General features: G+C 73.6%; 13 protein-coding genes. 8 read left to right on the forward strand and 5 right to left on the reverse strand.

The features are described from left to right. Nucleotides 1-94 precede the first annotated feature (94 nt). The 3 genes from WFH25_RS18965 to WFH25_RS18975 form a co-directional block, all read right to left on the reverse strand. On the reverse strand, nucleotides 95-1,963 hold the full coding sequence (locus WFH25_RS18965; RefSeq protein ID WP_336699022.1) for a hypothetical protein: 1,869 nt from the start codon (nucleotides 1,961-1,963) through the stop codon (nucleotides 95-97). 77 nt (nucleotides 1,964-2,040) lie between these two features. Then, a complete protein-coding gene (locus tag WFH25_RS18970; RefSeq protein ID WP_336699024.1) occupies nucleotides 2,041-3,954 on the reverse strand; it encodes a hypothetical protein in 1,914 nt (637 codons plus the stop codon). A 202-nt stretch (nucleotides 3,955-4,156) separates the two neighbouring features. Continuing rightward, nucleotides 4,157-5,443, reverse strand: coding sequence for an O-antigen ligase family protein (locus WFH25_RS18975; RefSeq protein ID WP_139202026.1), 1,287 nt, complete (start codon nucleotides 5,441-5,443; stop codon nucleotides 4,157-4,159). A 175-nt stretch (nucleotides 5,444-5,618) separates the two neighbouring features. Here WFH25_RS18975 and WFH25_RS18980 point away from each other — a divergent pair, with 175 nt between their 5' ends. After that, nucleotides 5,619-7,010 carry a hypothetical protein gene (locus WFH25_RS18980; protein ID WP_336699025.1) on the forward strand — a complete coding sequence of 464 codons (1,392 nt, stop codon included), beginning with the start codon at nucleotides 5,619-5,621 and terminating at the stop codon, nucleotides 7,008-7,010. A 37-nt stretch (nucleotides 7,011-7,047) separates the two neighbouring features. Here WFH25_RS18980 and WFH25_RS18985 read toward each other — a convergent pair whose 3' ends face one another. Continuing rightward, complete coding sequence (locus WFH25_RS18985; RefSeq protein ID WP_139202027.1) at nucleotides 7,048-8,427, reverse strand: O-antigen ligase family protein; 1,380 nt, start codon at nucleotides 8,425-8,427, stop codon at nucleotides 7,048-7,050. 51 nt (nucleotides 8,428-8,478) lie between these two features. Between WFH25_RS18985 and manA the strand changes: the two genes are divergently transcribed. From manA to WFH25_RS19010, 5 genes are all read left to right on the forward strand, one after another. Continuing rightward, nucleotides 8,479-9,687, forward strand: a complete 1,209-nt coding sequence (gene manA, locus WFH25_RS18990; protein ID WP_071303796.1) for a mannose-6-phosphate isomerase, class I — start codon at nucleotides 8,479-8,481, stop codon at nucleotides 9,685-9,687. Nucleotides 9,688-9,740: 53 nt separating this feature from the next. Next, nucleotides 9,741-10,703, forward strand: a complete 963-nt coding sequence (gene galE / locus WFH25_RS18995; RefSeq protein ID WP_070418491.1) for a UDP-glucose 4-epimerase GalE — start codon at nucleotides 9,741-9,743, stop codon at nucleotides 10,701-10,703. A gap of 202 nt (nucleotides 10,704-10,905) precedes the next feature. Beyond that, on the forward strand, nucleotides 10,906-11,238 hold the full coding sequence (locus WFH25_RS19000; RefSeq protein WP_083295294.1) for a WhiB family transcriptional regulator: 333 nt from the start codon (nucleotides 10,906-10,908) through the stop codon (nucleotides 11,236-11,238). Between the two features lie 133 nt (nucleotides 11,239-11,371). Beyond that, the gene (locus tag WFH25_RS19005) at nucleotides 11,372-14,209 is read left to right on the forward strand and encodes a glycosyltransferase (RefSeq protein ID WP_336699026.1); all 2,838 of its coding nucleotides are present in this window, start codon (nucleotides 11,372-11,374) and stop codon (nucleotides 14,207-14,209) included. Beyond that, nucleotides 14,206-15,609 (forward strand): DUF5719 family protein, encoded by a 1,404-nt coding sequence (locus WFH25_RS19010; RefSeq protein WP_336699027.1) that lies wholly within the window; start codon nucleotides 14,206-14,208, stop codon nucleotides 15,607-15,609. The genes WFH25_RS19005 and WFH25_RS19010 overlap by 4 nt, the downstream gene beginning before the upstream one ends. 16 nt (nucleotides 15,610-15,625) lie before the next feature. Here WFH25_RS19010 and WFH25_RS19015 read toward each other — a convergent pair whose 3' ends face one another. Further along, on the reverse strand, nucleotides 15,626-15,985 hold the full coding sequence (locus WFH25_RS19015; RefSeq protein WP_254789530.1) for a metallopeptidase family protein: 360 nt from the start codon (nucleotides 15,983-15,985) through the stop codon (nucleotides 15,626-15,628). 139 nt (nucleotides 15,986-16,124) lie between these two features. Between WFH25_RS19015 and WFH25_RS19020 the strand changes: the two genes are divergently transcribed. Both WFH25_RS19020 and ahcY read left to right on the forward strand, forming a co-directional pair. Next, entirely contained in the window at nucleotides 16,125-16,340 is a 216-nt protein-coding gene (locus WFH25_RS19020; RefSeq protein WP_070418494.1) for a DUF3499 family protein, read from the forward strand. 103 nt (nucleotides 16,341-16,443) lie between these two features. Beyond that, a complete protein-coding gene (gene ahcY, locus WFH25_RS19025; protein WP_336699028.1) occupies nucleotides 16,444-17,922 on the forward strand; it encodes an adenosylhomocysteinase in 1,479 nt (492 codons plus the stop codon). The last annotated feature ends 338 nt before the right edge of the window (nucleotides 17,923-18,260 follow it).

Raw genomic sequence — 18,260 nt, forward strand, 5'->3', positions numbered from 1 at the left:
GCCCCCCCCCCCGCCCCCCGCCCCCCCCCCCCCCCCTGGGGGGGGGGGCGGCCCGCGCCCCCCCCCCCCCTCCCGTCCGTGAAGGGGATGCGTCTCAGACGCAGCTCACGTTGTAGTCCTGGTTCCCCACGACGTACTGGGCCATCCGCACCTGGCTGCCCGCGGTGAGGCCGCCGGCCGAGCACGCCTTCTGCGCCGCCGCGACGCCGTCGTTGCCCACCGCGATCCAGCTCGGCAGCCCGCGGAGTGTCGAGGTCGACGGGACGGTCCCCACGATCTGTCCGAACTGGTACCCCGTCGAGTAGATGCCGATCGTCGAGACGCCCGCGGCCTTGAGCGCGGCGACCATGCCCTCGATGTCGGCGCGGTTCTGCGTCTGGTAGTCCTTCGCGTCGGAGGCCCCGAGCCACGAGAGGCCCGTCTCGACGTCGATCCACCAGCGGTACGACGAGGGGTTCGGGACGCCGCGGGTGTTCGCGGCCTCGTACGCACGGGTGTAGCCGTACATGTACGAGCAGGCGCTGGTGTACGCCTTCGCCGTGCACGTGCCGTACGGGTTCGACACGGTCGTGCCCGACGGGTCCCGGTTGGACGACGGCCAGACCGAGGCGGCCTTGCCGGGGTTCGCGGCGAGGGCGTAGAGCTGCGCCTTCGGCTGCGACGTGCCGCCGGCCGACCCCGCGGCCCACGCCAGCTGCGGGGCGAGGGACTCGTTGGTCTGGTTCGGCAGCGAGCCGTTCACGCCGACGACGCCGAACGCCTGGTTCGACGGGTAGTTCGACGAGGACCCGCCCTGCGGCCACGAGACGTCGGCCCCGAAGCCCGAGCCGCTCGACCCGTCAAGGAAGTACCCCGCGACGTCGAGGTGCAGCTGCGCGGAGCCCTTCGACACCTTCGCCTGCACCCGGCGGTCGACGCTCGACCCGGTGACCTTCGCGACGACGAGGTTCGCGACCGAGGTGCCGGCGTCGAACACCTGCGTCGCGACCGGCGCGTCCTGGCCCCCGGGCGTGACGCGGAGGTACGCGGCGGTGGTGGGCTTCGTCGTCTCGGCGTTCGCGACGACGGCCGTGGCGGTCCCGGGGACGCCCGCGACGCCGGACAGTCGGATCGTCCCCGCGGTGGCGGACACCGAACCGGCGAACGCACGGGTGGTGTCGATCGGGACGAACACCGAACCGGTGGACGAGTTCGAGTAGTAGCCGGCGACGTCCATGTAGACCGTGCCCGAGCCCTTCGAGAGCTTGACCTGGGCGGCACCGTCGTCGGAGAGCTTCACGATCGCGAGGTTCGACAGCGCTTGACCGGCCGAGTAGAGCTGCGTCACGACGGAGGGGTCCTGCCCGGCCGTGGTGACGCGGACGTACCCGGCGACCGTCGGGTTGCTGACCTGCACGTTCACGGCGACGGCGGTCGCATCGGCGGGGATCCCGGCGCGGCCGGCGAGGGGCACCTGCGTCGGCGTGGTGCCCACGGTGGCGCCGAACACCCGCGCGGCGTCGAGCGGGGTGTAGGTGGCACCGGAGCCGTCGGCGTAGTACCCGGCGACGTCGAAGTACCCGCTCGCCGTGCCCTTCGAGAGCTTCGCCTGGATCGAGCCGTTCACGAGCCGCACGGTGACGAGGTTCGCGATCGTCTGCCCGGCGGCGAAGTCCTGCGTCGCGACGGTGGCGTCCTTGCCCGCGGGGGTGACGCGGACGTAGCCGGCCGCGGTGGGCTTGGCGACCTCGACGTTGACGACGACGGCCGTGGCGTTCGCGGGGACCCCCGCGTTCCCGGCGATCTTCACCACCTTCGGCGACGTCGTCAAGGCACCCGACCAGACGCGGGTCGTGTCGATCGGCGTGTACCGGCCGGTCGTCGGCGCCGCGGCCTGCGCGGTCGAGACCGGTGCGACGACGGCGACGGCGGTGGCGACGAGCGCGGTGGTCAGGGCGAGTGCGAGGCGTCGGTGCAGGCGCATGTGGTTCTTCCCCAGGTTCGTGGACCGCCCCCTGACGGTCTCCGGCAGTCTAGGTGCACGATGCAACGGATCGGGAGTCAGTGGCAGGCGACGACCGTGTGTGCCTCGTCGGACGCCGAGACGATCGGCCCGCCGAACAGCGAGGTGTTCCGGCAGTCCTGGTGGAGCCCCGTGAGGTCGTGCGGGTTGATCAGCGACGTCTCCATGCCGTGCAGGGGACTGGTCGCGGGCACGGTCCCGAACAGCAGCCGTGCGACCGACGGTGCGGTGCGGACGCCCACCGGCACGCCGAGCGACCCGAGGTACGCGGCGGCTCCCTCGACGAAGGCCGTGTCGTCGGCGACCGAGAAGTCCGCGAAGTCGCTCTCCACGGACAACCACCAGCGGTGGCCGGCGGGGTCCGGCAGACCGTGGTTCTGGGCGGCGTCCCATGCCTGCCAGTAGCCGAGGACGTACGAGCACGCCGGGTCCTGGGCTCCGGTGCACGTGCCGTAGGGGTTGCCGGCGACGACCGGACCGCCGTTCGGGGTCTGGTCGGACAGCGGCCACGGGCGGGCGCGGGCGCCGGCGGGGGACGCCGCGGCGGTCGACGCGCCCCAGTTGAAGAGGGTGACGGCGTACTGCACGGCCTCCTGGTTCGTCGTGCCGGTGCCGGACGTCGCGACGGCGAGCGCTGCGGGACACAGGGCGTACGTGTTCGTCCGCGGGGCCATCCGGAGGATCGTGAACTGCGGACGCGCGTACGACGACGGGTCGGAGGTCGGCCCGCCGGTGCAGTCCTCCCCGTTGACGACGACGCCCGTCCCGACACCGGTCCGACGGTCGACGAAGTAGCCGGTGACGTCGACGTGCACCACGGCGGTCCCGCGCGACACCGAGACCTGCGCGGTGCTCGCCAGGTCCCCGATCGTGGCGGCCGTGAGCACCGCGCCGGCGATCGACTGCCCGGCGCCGAACTCCTGCGTGGCGACCTGGGCATCGGTGCCGGCCGGCGTGACACGGACGTACCCGGGTGCCGACGGTCGGCTGACCTCGACGGACCCGGTGACGGCCCGCACGGCCGTCGGGAGGGCGGCGCGTCCGCTCACCGGTGTGGCCACGGGGGTCTGTCCGACGGTGGTGGCGAGCACTCGGGTCGGTGCGACGGGGACGAAGACCGCGCCGTCGTCGCCGTTGCGGTAGTAGCCGGAGACGTCGAGGAAGACGTGCGCCCGGCCGGCGGAGAGCCGCACCTGTGCGGAACCGGAGCGGAGCTTCACGACCTGCAGGTTCGACACGGTGCGTCCGGGGGTGAACTCCTGGGCGGCGACCTGGGCGTCGCGGCCGTACGGGGTCACCCGGACGTAGCCCGTCGCGGTCGGGGCGGACACCTCGGCCGTGAGGACGACCGCTGCCGCGTCGGCCGGGATCCCGTGCGTGCCCGCGAGCGGCACCCGGACGGGTGCGGTGCCGACGGCCGCCGAGAACGCGCGGGTGGGCGGTGCGGGCGTGAACGTCGTCGTGCCGTCCGCGTCGTACGTGCCCGCGAGGTCGACGTACACGCGGGCCGACCCGGCCGAGGTCTTCAGCGTGATCGTCGAGCCGGAGCCGCCGACGGTGACGAGTGAGGAGATGGTCTGGTGTGCGGCGAAGTCCTGGGTCACGACCGACGTGCCGCTCCCGTACCGCGGCGTCACGCGGAGGTACCCGGCGTGCGACGGGTCGGCGACCTCGACGTTCAGGACCATGCCACCGATGCCGATGCCGGTGCCGACCGGGAGACCGGGATCGAGCTCGACGTTCCGGGCCGTGGTGCCGATCGTCCCCGACCAGATCCGACGGGTGTCGGCGGGCGAGTACCGCCACCCGTGCGGCTGCACGTCGCCGGGGTCCGCGGTGGTGGCCGACGCGGTCGGTGCAGGGGTCGCCGAGGCTGCTGCGGGGACCGCGACCGCTCCCGCGAGGAAGACCGCCGTGGCGGCCAGGACGGTGATCAGACGGCGCGACGGCACGGTTCCCCCTCGGAGCTCGCCGACGGGACCGCCGGCGGCGCCCGCTCGGGCGCCTTGGAATCGTATTGGCGCCCGCAGCGTCCCAGCCTGTGGTTCCGCTCAGGGATGCGGCCCGTGTTCGGGGGAGGCGACCGCCTGGAGGCGCGGCTGGCGCTGTCAGGGCGGGTCGCGCCTCCTGGACCCGCCGGCCGCGCCGGATCCGTCAGCCGCGCGGCAGGTGCCGCCGCCACGACCGCCGCCGCGCGGCGATCACGAGCACGGCGACGAACACCATCAGCCCGGCCCCGTGCAGCAGGTAGCTCTCCGCCGCACTCGTGACGCCCAGCAGCACCAGCACCGCCGCCGGCCACACGTAGGCGACCCCCGGGAACGTGGTCGCCGTGACCCACGCCCGCGCGAACGCGAGCAGCGCCGTCACCGCGAGGATGATCGTGCCGGCGAGCCCGATCTGCAGCCACGCGTCGACGAACGCGTTGAGGCCGGACGTGAACCGCTGCCCGGCCGGGTCGATGAACGTCACGTACGGCACCACGGCCTCGTGCGGCCACGTGCCGACCCAGCCCCAGCCCTGGATCGGGAACTGGCTCACGAACACGCGGATCTGCGCCCAGAGGTCCACCCGGGTCGCCGTGCCCCCGGCCGCACCGATCTCGGCGAGGACCCGGTGCCGGGCGACGATGCCGAGGCCGATCATGAGCAGGACCGCCCCGCCGAGCACGCCGTTCACCACCGGTCGCGTCGTCGGTCGGGCGTGCCGGAGCGACCACAGCGCGAGGGCGGTCACGGCCAGGGCGATCATCGCGAGCCCGGTGATGGGGGACTGCACGAGCATCAGGGCGATGACGGCGAGGGTGGTCGAGCCGATCGCACGCCACATCGTCACCGAGCGGGTGAGGAACTCCACCACGAACGTCACCAGCGCCATCGCGGCGATGAAGCCCATGAAGTTGCGGGTCCCGCCGATGCCCTGGATCGGGCCGCCGTACGCGATGTTGCCCTGGATGCCGAACGCCGGGATCGGGGTGTCGAGGACGAGGCCGGACAGGACCTCGAGGCCGAGCGCGACCACCAGCAGGATCCGGAAGGCGTCGCCGGACGCCCGGATGACCTGCACCAGGTCGCGGCCGAGCGCGAGGTAGAGCCCGAGCCCGATGAAGCAGACGGTGCCGACCAGCCCCCGCAGCGCCACCCACGAGTACTCGCTCCAGAGGACGCTCAACGCGCAGTACCCGACGAACGCCAGGAGCGAGAGGGGGAGCACCCCGTGCCACTCGATCCGGTAGCGCTGCCCGAGCAGGCTCAGCCCGGCGAGGACGAACAGCGTGACGAGCACGGCCCACACACCGGCACGACCGACGAGCGCGGTCACCGTCGGCTGCGCGAACGCGAAGAGCACGATCACGGTCGCGAGTGCCTGGCTGAACCGGCCGCCCGCGGAGAACCCGATCCACGCCGACAGGTACCGTCGCGCGAGCACGCGTCTGGTCACCCGGCCGTCCGTCACCTCACCATCTTGGCCCATCCGGCCTCGTCGGCAGGTGGACGCCCCGGCGTCGCGCCCGGCGGCGGCCCCGATCGGCGTGCCCCGGACGTCCGCGACACGACGGGTGCACCCCCGCGCGGATATCCACGATCCGCGATGTCGGCGGTACGATCGCGGCACCATGGCGCGCGGGTGGCGGCTGTACGGCGCACCGACGGTCGCTGCGGTCGTCGGTGGGTCCGCCACGGCCGTGGCCTGGTGGCGACTCGGCCCGGTGACCCGCGGGACGGTGTGGGCCGAGGACGGCGGGGTGTTCCTCCGCGAGCGGCTCACACTCGGCCCCGGCGCCGTCCTGGAGCCGTACGCCGGGTACCGCCACCTCGTCCCGCGCGTCGTCGTCGACCTCGCCTGGCTCCTGCCCGTCGAGCGGTACGCGGTCGCGGTGTCGGGCCTGGCCTGCCTGGTCGTCGGGGTCGTCTGCGCGCTCGTGTTCCTGCTCTCCGGCGACGTCGTCCGGCCGTGGCCGCTCCGGGTCCTGCTCGCCGCGGTCCCCGTCGTCCTGCCGCTCGCCCCCGTCGAGATCAGCGGCACCGCGGCGAACCTGCACTGGTACGTGCTCGTCCTGGTGCCGTGGCTGTTCACGCACCGTCCCCGGTCGTGGTGGGGAGCGGCGGCGCTCGCCGTGGTCACGGCCCTCGGTGTGCTCAGCGAGGTCCAGGCGACGCTGTTCCTCCCGCTCCTGCTGGTCTCCTGGCTGCCGCTGCGACGCACGGCGACCGGACGGGTGGACCTCCGCCCGCTGCCGGTCACCGTAGCGGCGGTGGTGGGCAGCGCGGTGCAGGTCGCGACGGCGCTCACGGATCCGCGAGCGTCCCGGCCGGGCGACCCGGCTGCCTCCGACGTGCTCGCCGGGTACCTGCTGCAGCCGCTCGGGGGCGCGTGGGACCGTCGGGTCGATGTCGTGGCGGAGACGGTGCACGCGCACGGGTGGGGCGTGGTCGTCCTGCCGGCCGTGCTGCTGGTGGTCGTGCTCGTGACGGCCGTGGTGCTCGGCCGGGGGCGTGCGCGGTGGGTCGTGGTCGCCCTCGCCGGGGGCTCCCTCGTGGTGTGGTGGGCAGCGCTCGTGGCGAACGGGTCGGCGGTGCAGGATTGGGTGACTCTCGGGCCGGCCGCGCTGGCGGCGGGGCCGCAGCGGTACGCGGCAGCGTCCGGGCTGCTGCTCGTGTCGGGAGCGGTGGTGGCGGCGTCCGTGGTCATCGGGTCGGTGGGAGTGCCAGGAGGCGCGGGTCGGCCCGGTGCGGGTCGGTCCGGTCCGACAGTCGGCTGGTCGGCGACCGCAGGCCGGCTGGTCGCGGTCGTGCTCGCGTGGTGCGTGGTCGCCGCGGTGGTCGTCGCCGCCGCCTGGAACGCCGCTCCGGGGACGACCCGGCGGAGCGCCGGCCCGGTCTGGTCCGCGCAGGTCCCCGCAGCCGCCGAGGCCTGTCGCGCCGACCCGACGCTGCCGTCCGTCGTGCTCCGGACCGCGCCGTGGCGGGCCGCGGTGCCGTGCGACCGCCTGGCCGAGCGGCCGTGACGACGGGACCGGTGTCGGGGGCCGGGGCGGGCTCGGGTCAGCGGCGCGCGGGCGTCCGGAACTCGCGGCGGGCCGGGGGCGTGCGGGGACCGTCACCGGCGGACACGGGCTCCTCGCCGACGAGCACGATCCGGGTCTTGATCGCGATGAGGGCGAACAGGACCCAGTTGCCCTGGTAGAGCAGTCTCGACTCGGCGACCGACTGCACGAGCAGCGCCACGACGACGAGCAGCGGCAGGAGCGACACCGGGTCGAACGGACGGGGGGAGAGCGACGCGTCGTAGCCGATCCGGGTGGCCGAGGCCCACGACCGGCTGAGGGTCGTGACCACGTAGACCACGAAGATCGCCAGTCCGATGACACCGGTCTGCATCCACACGTCGAGGTAGGCGTCGTGCGCCTGCAGGTAGGTCACGCCCTTGCGGTGCGCGAGGTCCGCGAGGGTCGGGATGCCCGGCCACCAGTAGCCGATCCACCCCCAGCCGACGACGGTGTGCTCCTGGATGAGGCCGATGACCCGCTCCCAGATCACGCCGCGACCGGTGGCGTCCGAACCCTTGCCGAGCAGCTCGGACACCTGGCCGCGGGCGAGGAACCCGAGCACGGCGACGACCACGGCCCCGACGGCCACGGCGAGGTAGCGCGGGGTCCGTCGTTCGGTCGGGACCCGGCGGATCCAGAGCGCGACGGCGAGCGCGACGAGGACGACGAGCCCGGCGGCCAGCACGGTCGAGGAGCGGGTGAGTGCGAGGACGACGAGGGCCACGACGGTCCAGCCGATCGCGCGGTTGCGTCGGAGTCGCCCCTCGGCGTACTGGACGGCGACGGCGATCACGGCGAGGAGCGCGACCATCGCGAGCAGGTTCGCGTTGCCGGGGAGACCCTGGATGCGCCCGCCGGTGAAGAGCTCGGCGCGTGAGAAGTAGAAGGCGTCCGGGATCTTCCGGTCGCCGTAGTCCGTCCACGCCGGAGCGATCGGGTGCCGGAGGACGACCGCGACGAAGGCCTCGAACAGCAGCGACCCCATCAGGACCCAGCGCAGCGCGAGGCTCAGCGCGTCGGTGATCCGCCGCCACGTGAGGGTCGAGGCGATCGCGAAGGCCGCGCCCGCGCAGATCACCTGGACCGCGAGGCTCGAGATCGTCGCGAACCGCCAGTGCGACCACACGACGGACACCAGGCACCAGGCGAGGAAGAGCCAGAGCGCACGCGGTGTCCGGGTGAGCGGCGGGCGGGCGCGGACGATGATCGTCGTGGCCCAGACCCCGGCGGCCGCCCAGAGCAGTCCGGCGCCGACCCACGTGAGCGTGTTCGGCACGGCGTCGCCGGCGAAGAGCACGAACAGGATCGTCGCGCCGAATGCGAACGCCTCGCGCTCGGGCACGGATCCGCGCGCCAACGGCCAGGTGTTCGTCACGACGACAGGGTACCCGGGGAGCGCACGTCGACCGCCGATAGGCTCGTGCGCATGTTCCTCGGCATCACGAACACGCCCCGCGACTACGCCTGGGGATCCGTCACGGCCATCCCCGAGCTCCTCGGCCGGACCGTCACCGGCGCACCGCAGGCCGAACTCTGGCTCGGCGCGCACCCGGGCAGCCCGAGCGTCGTCGTGAACCCGGCGATGGTCGGCGGCGCGGACACGCTGCTCGACTGGATCACCGCGGAGCCCCGGGACGCCCTCGGACCGGACCGCACGGGCCTCCCGTTCCTGCTGAAGGTCCTCGCGGCCGCCGCCCCGCTCTCGCTGCAGGCGCACCCGACACCCGAGCAGGCGCGCGAGGGGTTCGAGCGCGAGGAGGCGGCGGGTGTCCCGATCGACGACCCGGCCCGCAACTACAAGGACCCGTTCCCGAAGCCCGAGCTCGTCGTGGCGCTCAGCGAACGCTTCGAGGCGCTGAGCGGCTTCCGCCCGGTGGCCGAGACGCTCGCCGACGTCGAGGCGCTCGACGCCGGGTCCGGTCGGCTCGGCCCGCTGGTCGTGCACCTGCAGCACGGGCTCGAGGACACGGTGCGGTGGCTCGAGACCGGAGACTCCTCGGCGCAGGCCGTCGTGCAGGCCGTGAGCGACCTCGCCGCCGCGCTCCCCGACGACGCCGTCACCCCGAACACCGCGACCGTGCGCGACCTCGGCACGAGCTACCCGGGCGACCCCGGCATCGTGGTCTCCCTGCTCATGCACCGCGTGACGCTCGCCGCGGGTGAGGCGATGTACCTGCCCGCCGGCAACATCCACGCCTACCTCGACGGGCTCGGCATCGAGCTCATGGCCCCCTCCGACAACGTCCTGCGCGGCGGGCTCACGCCGAAGCACGTCGACGTCCCGGAGCTGCTGCACGTCCTCGACTTCACCGCGTACCCGGCACCCGTCCTGGCCCCCGAGTCGGTCGCCGCCGGCGTCGAGCGCTTCGCGCCGGACGGCGTCGGGTTCGCCCTGCTCCGCGTCACGGGGGACGGACGCCCGGTCGGCCTGGCCTCCGGCGGGGTCGCGCCGCTGCACGGCCCCTCGATCGCGATCTGCACGGCGGGCGCGGTGACGCTCGTCGGGGCGCAGTCCGCGACGCTGCTGCGCCAGGGGGAGTCCTGCTACATCACCCCCGACGAGGGTGACGTCACGGTCGAGGCCGACAACGGCAGCGGTCTGGCGTCGACGGTCTTCATCGCGACGGGTGCGTGAACCCGCAGCGCGTGGCGGTCTGACGCCGCGCCGGTTCCGCTAGCGTGGCCAGCATGAGTTGGCTGGTCACCGGCGGCGCCGGGTACATCGGGTCCCACGTCGTCCGAGCACTGCGTGCGGCGGGCATCGACACCGTCGCGTTCGACGACCTCTCGAGCGGCTTCCGGGCGTTCGTGCCCGAGGACGTGCCGTTCGTCGAGGGCACGATCCTCGACGGCGAGCTGGTGGCCCGGACGCTGCGCGAGCACGCCGTCACCGGTGTGGTGCACGTCGCGGGGTTCAAGTACGCGGGGGTGTCGGTCGAGCGACCGCTGCACACCTACGAGCAGAACGTCACCGGCATGGCGACGCTCCTCCGGGCGATGGCGGAGAACGGCGTCACCAAGGCGGTGTTCTCGTCGAGCGCCGCCGTCTACGGCACGCCGGACGTCGACACCGTGGTCGAGGACACCCCGAAGGCGCCGGAGTCGCCCTACGGTGAGTCGAAGCTCATCGGTGAGTGGCTGCTGCGCGACATGGAGGTCGCCGCGGGCTTCACCACGACGTCGCTGCGCTACTTCAACGTCGTCGGGTCGGGGGAGCCGGACCTGTACGACGCGAGCCCGCACAACCTCTTCCCGCTCGTCTTCGACGCCCTGCTGGCCGGTCGCACGCCGCGGATCAACGGCGACGACTACGCCACCCCCGACGGCACCTGCGTGCGGGACTACATCCACGTCGCCGACCTCGCGCACTCGCACGCGGTCGCCGCGCAGAAGCTCGAGGCGGGCCAGACCCTCGAGCGCGCGTACAACCTCGGCAGCGGCGACGGGGTCAGCGTCCGGCAGATCATGGACGCCATGGCGAAGGGCACCGGCATCGCGTTCGAGCCCGAGATCGCGCCGCGACGCGCCGGTGACCCGGCGCGGATCGTCGCGACGGGCGAAGCGGCTGCGCGTGACCTCGACTGGGCGATGCGCCACACGCTCGACGAGATGGTCACGAGCGCTTGGGAAGCCCGGCGCCGCATCGGCTGACGGGCCGTCGCGGCCGGCTGAGGGGGCGTCAGTTGTCCCCCGAAACCCCGACAGACCGGCCGCGACACGCCCGTACGGGGGACATGACACGCCGGAACCGTCAGTGCCTTCTATGATCCGCGACTTGACTCTCGCGAATGACACCGCTGTAATTACAGGCAACGACAGCGATCGTTGTGGTCCCGTTATCGAGACGTCAGGGGTGATCAGGGTGAACGGTTCCGACTTCCACGCCGGAGTACCGGAGGACTGGCACGTCGACCCCGTGTCGCTCGGCGTCCCGGGTGTCCGGCGTCCGGAGACCGACGACGAGGAGAACCCGCTCGCCTGGCAGGTGGACTCGCTCTGCGCGCAGACCGACCCCGAGGCGTTCTTCCCCGAGAAGGGCGGCTCGACGCGCGAGGCCAAGAAGATCTGCACCTCGTGCGAGGTCCGGGCGCAGTGCCTCGAGTACGCGCTCGAGAACGACGAGCGCTTCGGCATCTGGGGCGGCCTGTCCGAGCGCGAGCGCCGCAAGCTGCGCAAGCGCGCCTGAGCGCGCACCTGGCCAGTCCAGGAGGCACGGTGCGCGTCCGACGCGCACCGGTCGTTGATGGCTCCCACAGGTTCACGGCGCGCCGCCGTCCGCAGGCCGAGCCGCGCCTCCAGACCGTAGAGTGACGCCCGTCATGCAGCCCAGAGTCACCGCGATCCTCGTCGCCGCCAACGGGGCGGACCACCTCGACCGGACCCTGGACGCGCTCGCCGCCCAGACCCGTCACCCCGAGAACCTCGTCGTCGTCGACCTCGGGTCGACCGACGGTTCGACCACCGACCTCTCGTTCGGCGGCTCCGCCGAACTCCTGCGCCTGCCCGCCGGTCGCCCCTTCGGCGAGGCGGTCGCCCGCGGCGAACGCGAGGCCCCGCCCGCGGTCGCGGACGAACCCGTCGACGAGTGGCTCTGGCTGCTCGGCCACGACAACGCGCCGGCGCCCACCGCCCTCGCCGACCTCCTGTCCGCGGTCGAGATCGCGCCGAGCGTGGTCGTCGCGGGGCCGAAGCTCGTCGACGTCGACGACCCGTCGCGGCTCCGGGCGTTCGGCGAGAGCATGACCCGCTTCGGCCGGTCGATCGTCCTCGTGCAGGACGAGCTCGACCAGGGCCAGCACGACCGGAACACCGACGTGATGGCGGTCGCCGCCGGCGGGATGCTCGTCCGACGCTCGGTGTGGAACGAACTCGGCGGCTTCGACCCCGCCCTGCCGAACGTGGACGCCGCGCTCGACTTCTGCGTGCGCGTGCGCCTCGCCGGACACCGGGTCGCCGTCGTGCCCGAGGCCCGCGTGACGAGTGCCGGGCCCATCGAGGAGTTCGGGCGCAAGCGGGTCTCCGAGGGGCGGCGCGTCCGGATGCACCGGCAGGCGCAGCTGCACCGCCGGATGACCTACGCGTCCGCCGGGGTCCTCTGGATCCACTGGCTCACGCTCGTGCCGTTCGCGATCGGCCGCGCGATCGGGCACCTCGTCGCCAAGCACCCGGCCGCGGTCGGGGCCGAGCTCGCCGCGGCGTTCTCGGTCGCCTTCGGCGGCGGGACCGGACGCTCGCGCCGGGTCCTCGCACGCGGCAAGAAGCTCGGGTGGGCGGCGGTCGAGCCGCTCCGCGTCAGCTGGCGCCGGGTGCACGAGCGGCGGACCACGTCGCGCGACGTCGAGCTCGCCCGGGTCGAGGACGCACCGATCGCCCGGGCGTCGTTCCTCGGCGACGGCGGCATCTGGGTCGTCCTCGCCGCGGCGGTCCTGAGCGTCGTGACCCTGTACCCGTTGCTCGGCTCGCCGGCGCTGACCGGCGGCGGGCTCCTGCCGCTGAGCACCGACGTCGCCCGGCTGTGGCAGAACGTCGGCTACGGCTGGCACTCGATCGGCACCGGGTTCACCGGGCCGAGCGACCCGTTCGCCGCGGTCGTCGCCGTGCTCGGCTCGATCACGTTCTGGTCGCCGTCGACCTCGGTCGTGCTCGTGATGCTCGTCGCGTTCCCTCTCGCCGCGCTCGGCGCCTGGTTCGCGGTGCGGAAGCTGACGACGCGGACCTGGGTCCCGGTGATCGGCGCGGCGCTGTACACGATCGCCCCGACGCTCGTCGGTGCCGTCACGAGCGGGCACCTCGGCGCCGTGATCGCGCACGTCCTCCTGCCCTGGCTGTTCCTCGCCGTGCTCGAGGCGCACCGCTCGTGGGCCTGGGCCTCGGGCGCGTCCCTGCTCTTCGCCGTCATCGCGGCCTCGGCGCCGTCGCTGCTGCCGGTGCTGCTGCTCGGCTGGCTCGTGTCGCTCGCCGTCGGGTGGCGTCGTGCGCACCGTCGGGTGTTCATCCCGGTGCCGGCAGCCGTGCTCTTCCTGCCGCTCGTGCTCGCGCAGGTCGCCCGCGGCAACGTGCTCGCCGTCTTCGCGGACCCGGGCGTGCCCTCGGCCACCCGCGCACCGTCGGCCTTCCAGCTCGCCATCGGCCAGCCGGTGCCGGACTGGAGCGGCTGGCTGCCCACCACGTCCGGGCTCGCGCTCGCCGCCTGGATCCTGCCGGTCCTCATGGCGGTGCTCGCGCTCCCGGTTGCCGTCGCCGCCATCGGCGCGATGCTCGGCCACCGCTGGGCCGTCGCGGGAGCCACGCTCCTCATCGCGCTGGCCGGCTTCGCCACCGCGTTCGCCGCCACCCACGTCACCGTCACCGGGGTCGGGTCCACGACCACGATCATCTGGCCGGGCAGCGGGCTGAGCGTGTACTGGTTCGGCATCGTCGCCGCCGCCTGCATCGGGATCGACGTGCTGCCGCGGACCGCCCCGGTCGCGGGACTCGTGACGACCGTGGTCGCCGCCGTCACCGTGGCACCGGCGTTCGGGGCGTTCTACCTCGGCAACGCGGTGATCCAGCCGACCTCCGGCCGGGTGCTCAGCGCGTACGTGAACGCCGAGGCGCAGGCCAACCCCGACGTCGGCACGCTCGTCGTCGACCCGCAGGACGACGGCTCGCTCGCGGTGTCGCTCGAACGCGGTCAGGGCTCGACGCTCGACGACCAGACCACCCTCGACTCGACGGCACTCACGCTCAGCCGTTCCGGTGCGCAGCTCGCGACCCTCGCCGGCAACCTGGCGAGCCGGAGCGGGTACGACCCGGAGCCCGCACTGCGGCAGCTGGGCGTGAGCTTCGTCCTGCTCGACGACGCCCCCGACGGATCCTCCGCGCAGGCGGTCCACGACCGTGCAGCCGGGGCGATCGGCCAGAACGCGCTGTTCACGAGCATCGGTGAGACGACGAGCGGGCAGCTGTTCCACTACGAGGGCGACGTCGACCGCCCGTCCACCGGGTCGGCCGGGGCACAGGCGACGCACGTGCTCTACCTCGTGGTCCTCGGGGTCGTGTTCGGCGCCGCGGCGCTGCTGGCGGTGCCCACCGCGCCCCGTCGACGCCGTGCCACCTCGAACGTCATCGAGGCCGAGGAACCCGCCACCACCTTCGACGAGGAGCGCGACGAATGAGCCGTACCCCCGCCTCCGTCCGCCGCTGGGTCGTCCGCGGCACGGCGACCGCGATCGCCGTCGTGGTCGCCGCCGGAGCCGTCACCGCGGCGCACGCCCTCGGCACCGACACCGACCCGGGCCGTCCCGCGGGCAAGACGGTGACACCCGTCCCGGCCGACGCCGAGCGCGTCTGCGCCGGCAACGCGCTGCGGCTCTCCGACGACGCCGGCAACGACGCGACGAAGGCGAGCACCGTCGGCTCGGCCACCGTCGCCACCGCGACCACCGGGTCGAGCGTCGAGCGCTCCGGCCTCGACGACTCCGCGACCGGCGGGAGCAAGCCGCGCCTCCTGACCGCCCCGGCGGGGGACACCACCCCGCAGGTCGCCGGCAGCAGCTACCAGAGCGTCGCGAGCGGGGACGTCGTCGGCGTCGGTGCCGCGTCGTGCGACGACCCGAGCCAGTCCACCTGGCTGGTCGGCGGGTCCACCGAGACCGGCCGCACGAGCCTCGTCACGCTGTCGAACCCGACCGACGTGAACGCGACCGTCGACCTGTCGATCTACGACGGTTCCGGCACGGTCAGCGCCCCCGGCACGACCGGCATCGTCGTCGCGCCGAACACCCAGAAGGTCGTCCCGCTGTCCGGGTTCGTCTCCGACCAGGGCTCGACCGTCGTGCACGTCGAGTCCTCGGGCGGCCAGATCGTCGCCCACATGCAGGAGTCCATCGTCCGCACCCTCACCCCCGGTGGGTTCGACATCATCTCCGGCGGTGCGGCGCCCTCGACGTCGCAGATCATCCCGGGCGTGGTCCTCGACGGTGCCCAAGAGGCCCAGCGCGGCGACGACACGGCCGACGCCGCACCCATCGTCCGGCTGTTCGTGCCCGGCACGAAGGCGGCCCGCGTGACCCTCGGCATCACCACCGCCGACGGGGGCGGGTCCACCATGAACGCCACCGCTGAGCCCGGTGTCGTCACCGACGTCACGCTCGACGACTTCCCGGACGGCCGCTACGCCTTCACCGTCACGTCGACCGAGCCGCTCGTCGCCGGCGCCCGCACGACCACGCCCACCTACGACGGACGCACCGACGTCGGGTGGTTCGCCTCCGCCGACCCGCTCGGCGAGTCCACCATCACGGCGGTGGCGCCCGGTGAGAACCAGCGCCTCACGCTCGTCAACCCGACGCGCTCCGACGCCGACGTCACGATCCGCTCCGGCGACGAGACGCAGGACGTGCAGGTCGTCGCCGGTGGTGTGCGCACCGTGGTCGTCCCGGTCGCGAAGCAGCTCGAGCTGCAGGGGACCGAGGGGCTCGTCGCCGGGGTGACCTACATGGGCGACGACGGCATCGCCGGGTTCCCGGTGCGGGCGGCGACCGAGGTCTCGACGCCGGTCCGGGTCTACCCCTGAGCCGTGGCGCGCTGCGTCACCAGTGGCGGTAGCGGTCCGGCGCCAGGTCCCACGGGTCCTTGTCGATCAGCTCGCCCACCGCGCGGAACACCGCGGTCTCGATGATGATGCGCTTGTCGGTGTCGTCCTTCTCGGGACTGCGGGTGACCCGCTCCACCGGGACGCGGAACACGGTCACGCGGCGCTGCTCGCGGTCCACGCGCCACCGGGGCATGTGGTCCGGCAGGGTCGAGTCCGTCGGCATGTCCGCGACCTGGAACACGACGCCCTCGAGCTCGGCCGGCCAGAGCCCGAGCAGGTAGTGCGCGGTGTCCCCGACGATGCGGTCGAACGTCTCGGCGCGGGTGATGATCGGCGCGAGGTCCGGACCGGTCACGCTGGACCGTCCGCCGCGTCCGTGCCGGGACCGACCGCGGCCCCGGTCGACGGGTGTGACGAGACGAGTCCTGCGACGCATCCCCACATCGTACGCGGCGCGGGCGGTGCCGCCCTGCTCCGATAGGGTCCATGGCGGTATGGACGTGAGGATCTGCAGCAAGGTCGCCTGTGGCGCGAGCGCCTCGGCGACCCTGACGTACGACTACGGGGACTCCATGGTCGTCGTCGGCCCCCTCTCCACCCGCGTCGAGCCCCACGGCTACGACCTCTGCGCCCGCCACGCGGCGCAGCTGCGCGTCCCGCGCGGGTGGCAGGTCGTGCGGCGCGAGCCGCTCCGTCGCGACGCGGACTGACGCGGTCGGGTCCGGTCCTCCACAGGGGGTTCCCTGGAGGCGCGGCTCACGGTACCGACGTCGGCTGACGACCCGCGCCTCCCGGCGTGGAAGACTGGGCCGCATGCCCACCGAAGCCCGTACCGCAGCACCGTTCCGCGTCGCCGACCTCGCCCTCGCCGAGGCGGGGCGCCACCAGATCCGCCTCGCCGAGAACGAGATGCCGGGGCTCATGTCCCTGCGCGAGGAGTTCGGTGCGTCGCAGCCGCTCGCCGGCGCGCGCATCGCGGGCTCGCTGCACATGACGGTGCAGACGGCCGTCCTCATCGAGACGCTCGTCGCGCTCGGTGCGCAGGTCCGGTGGGCGAGCTGCAACATCTTCTCGACGCAGGACGAAGCCGCCGCGGCCATCGCCGTCGGCCCGACCGGCACGCCTGAGTCGCTGGCCGGCGTCCCCGTGTTCGCGTGGAAGGGCGAGACGCTCGAGGAGTACTGGTGGTGCACCAGCCGGATCTTCGACTGGTCGGCCGAGGCCGCAGCCGCAGGCGCCGACTGGATCGGCCCGAACCTCATCCTCGACGACGGCGGCGACGCCACGATGCTCGTGCACACCGGCGCCGATGCCGAAGCCGCCGGCCGTGTGCCCGATGCCGGGGCCGACGCGAGCACCGAGTGGAAGATCGTCCTCGACGCGGTCGCCGCCTCACTGCAGGATTCGTCGGACCGCTGGACCCGCATCGCGGCCGACATCGAGGGCGTGACCGAGGAGACCACCACCGGCGTGCACCGCCTCTACGAGCTGTCGCGCACCGGCGAGCTGAAGTTCCCGGCGATCAACGTCAACGACTCCGTCACGAAGTCGAAGTTCGACAACAAGTACGGCATCCGGCACTCGCTGCCCGACGGGCTCAACCGGGCGACCGACGTGCTGATCGGCGGCAAGGTCGCGTTCGTCGTGGGCTACGGCGACGTCGGCAAGGGTGCGGCCGAGGCGCTCCGCGGGCAGGGCGCCCGCGTGATCGTGTCCGAGGTCGACCCGATCTGCGCGCTCCAGGCCGCGATGGACGGGTACCAGGTGGCGCGCCTCGCGGACGTCGCCGACCAGGTCGACATGGTCGTCACGTGCACGGGCAACCTCGGTGTCGTCGGTGTCGACGAGATGCTCGCGCTGAAGCACCTCGCGATCGTCGCGAACGTGGGGCACTTCGACAACGAGATCGACATGGCCGGCCTCGAGTCCCTGCCGGGTGTCGAGAAGGTCGAGATCAAGCCGCAGGTGCACGAGTGGCGTCTGCCGACGGGCCGGTCGATCCTCGTGCTCTCCGAGGGGCGGCTCATGAACCTCGGCAACGCCACGGGGCACCCGTCCTTCGTGATGAGCAACTCCTTCACGAACCAGGTGCTCGCCCAGATCGAGCTGCACACCCGCCGCGCCGAGTACCCGACGGGGGTGTACGTGCTGCCGAAGCACCTCGACGAGAAGGTGGCGCGGCTGCACCTCGATGCGCTCGGGGTCGCGCTGACCGAGCTCCGGCCGGAGCAGGCGGCGTACATCGGTGTCCCGGTCGAGGGCCCCTACAAGCCCGAGCACTACCGGTACTGACGCGGGCGCCGCGGGCGCGCGGCGCGCGGGCGCGCGCGGCGGGCGCGCTGCCGCACCGCACAACCAAAGTCGCCCGGAACCACGCATCCGCGTGGCTCCGCGTGCTTTTGGTTGTGCGCCGGCCGCCGCCGGCGGCCGCCGGCTGCCGGCTGCCGGCTGCGCCGGTCGGCGCCGGCACCCGGCGCGACCGAGCGCGGCTCGCGGCTCGCGGCCCGCGGCCCGCGCGCCGGGCGCCCGCGGCGCGGGCCCGGCGGCGAGGGGGCCCCCGTGGGACACACCAACCCCCCCCCCCCCCGGGGGGGGGGGGGGGGAAGGGGGGGGGGGGGGGGGGGGGGGCC

This window comes from Curtobacterium sp. USHLN213, assembly GCF_037144815.1.
GTDB lineage: Bacteria > Actinomycetota > Actinomycetes > Actinomycetales > Microbacteriaceae > Curtobacterium.